This is a genomic window from Lentisphaera araneosa HTCC2155 (assembly GCF_000170755.1).
Lineage (GTDB): Bacteria > Verrucomicrobiota > Lentisphaeria > Lentisphaerales > Lentisphaeraceae > Lentisphaera > Lentisphaera araneosa.
Genome location: NZ_ABCK01000070.1, coordinates 1 through 1,459, shown reverse-complemented (window position 1 = coordinate 1,459; position 1,459 = coordinate 1). Strand labels below are relative to the sequence as shown.

The window sequence follows — 1,459 nt, the reverse complement described above, 5'->3', positions numbered from 1 at the left end:
CTTTGATGAGGTCATTGAAAAAGACACTGTGGCGAGTCCAAGTGATTTTTGCACCATTCGCAATTTTAATAGTTTGTTCACCAGTAATAATCGAGTCGTAATTTGAGTTGAAATCAAAGATCTCGTTGTCGTCTGCATCAAAAACTTTTAAGTCTTTGTAGCCAGCATGACAAGCTTCCATAGGGACGGCTTTGCGTTTGCGGGAAATTGTGGCAAAACGGATACCACCAGCATCAATTTCAAGTTCAACATCTGCATGGAGTGGGAGTTCTTGTTGGTCGACTTTGCGGACGCAGTCGTAATTTTCTAAGTCCCACGGCATCCGGAAGAGGGTGACTTCGTTTTCGCCTTTAACAAAACGGTAGGCATGGCCTTTGTCTTGGAGTTGTTTCGCTACGCTTAAATGATGCTTTTCTTGTGTGCTTTGGTAAAGAGGATCTTCATCGTAATCTAGGTCGAGCCATTGCATGCATTCTAATAAGGCATCGACCGCTTCTTGTGTGCTTCTCTCTTTATCGGTGTCTTCTACGCGCAGAAGGAATTTCCCGCCTTGGTTTCTTGCAAAAAGGTAATTGAAAATTGCGGCACGAATATTGCCAATATGTACATTGCCCGTTGGTGAGGGGGCAAATCTAACTCTAACTTCGCTCATTTTGGTTCTCGTCAATTAAGTTTTGAGTTGAAAATAGTGAGGGCAAAAGCCCTCATAGAAATAATATTGTGCGCATACATATCATAAGATTGTTTTTTTACCACAGAAATTGCTAGTGAAAATATTCTTAAGTTCAAAGTCATTAAGAGATTAATAACTTTTGGAAGTGGTGGGTGAGCAAGGTAAAAGAGCTTTTTATAGCAATAAAAAAGCCGAGCATTGCTCGGCTTAATAAAAGTCTGTGGTCAGCTTAATCGCAGTGGCTTAAGTCTGCAAGCTTTTGGCTTTCACGATCCCAGAAGTTGGTCAGGCGTGTCATGAATTTTTTGCTGTGGTCTCTGCCGTGTTCATTGACTCGGACAGTCCAGTCGCGGATTTTTTTATCACACTCTTGAGTTTCATTTTCAATGTAGATAGGTGTCTTAGCTGAAACCTGTTTGTAATTCTCGTTGGCATCCGTGATTTCGGAATCAATAAATTCATTAGTTGTGCAGCAGCTCGATAGAAAAACTACACATAGAGTCAAGATTAGTTTTTTCATAATGATTTCTCCTCAAAAGTTAATTGCACAAATCTAGTGCTTTGGACTTTGTAATTCAAACTTAAATATTCCCAATGATTAGTTCGAGTGAGGTTTTTTTTGAAAAAATCAATTAGAACTTAAGAGATCAAGTCGTTTATCGTCTTATTGCTGAGGGAGAATTTCATCATCTGAATGGTAATGAACTTCTTCAGTGTCGCATCTTAGCCACTTCATAAACCAATCAAAGCGTTGTTGGCCTGAGCTCGCTATATACCAGTTGTCAC

The 1,459-nt window shown here is 39.9% G+C and carries 2 protein-coding genes; both read right to left on the bottom strand.

The window, feature by feature from the left end:
* On the bottom strand, positions 1-652 hold a 652-nt coding region (locus LNTAR_RS24605; RefSeq protein ID WP_007281496.1), incomplete at its 3' end, for a glutamate--tRNA ligase family protein.
* Between the two features lie 250 nt (positions 653-902).
* On the bottom strand, positions 903-1,193 hold the full coding sequence (locus tag LNTAR_RS24600; protein WP_007281495.1) for a hypothetical protein: 291 nt from the start codon (positions 1,191-1,193) through the stop codon (positions 903-905).
* Positions 1,194-1,459: the final 266 nt, after the last annotated feature.